Below are 340 nucleotides of genomic sequence, written 5' to 3' on the forward strand. Positions count from 1 at the left end.
TCGGAAGCTTTGGTTCCGCCTGATTATGTAAACCCGTTTATTGGTGCCAGTACTAGTGTAGGGGCTGCCGGTGTTTATCACGGATTAGGTAAAACTTTTCCCGGAGCTACGACTCCGTATGGTATGGTACAGGTTAGTCCTAATACAATAACGGGAGGTGATAACGGTTCCGGATACAGTGATGAACATAAGACAATCGAAGGATTTGCCTTTACCCAGATGAGTGGTGTGGGATGGTTTGGTGATTTGGGCAATTTTCTTGTGATGCCTACAACTGGTGAATTATATAAAGTGGCAGGTAAAGAGAATAATGATAGTATAAAAGGATATCGTTCGGCTT

General features: G+C 43.2%; 1 pseudogene. It reads left to right on the top strand.

Annotated features, from left to right (window positions below):
• A pseudogene (locus AB5935_RS24560) lies at positions 1-340 on the top strand (glycoside hydrolase family 92 protein); the annotation flags it as partial.

This window comes from Phocaeicola sp. RTP21198st1_B8_RTP21198_201120 (genome assembly GCF_040929485.1).
GTDB lineage: Bacteria > Bacteroidota > Bacteroidia > Bacteroidales > Bacteroidaceae > Phocaeicola > Phocaeicola dorei.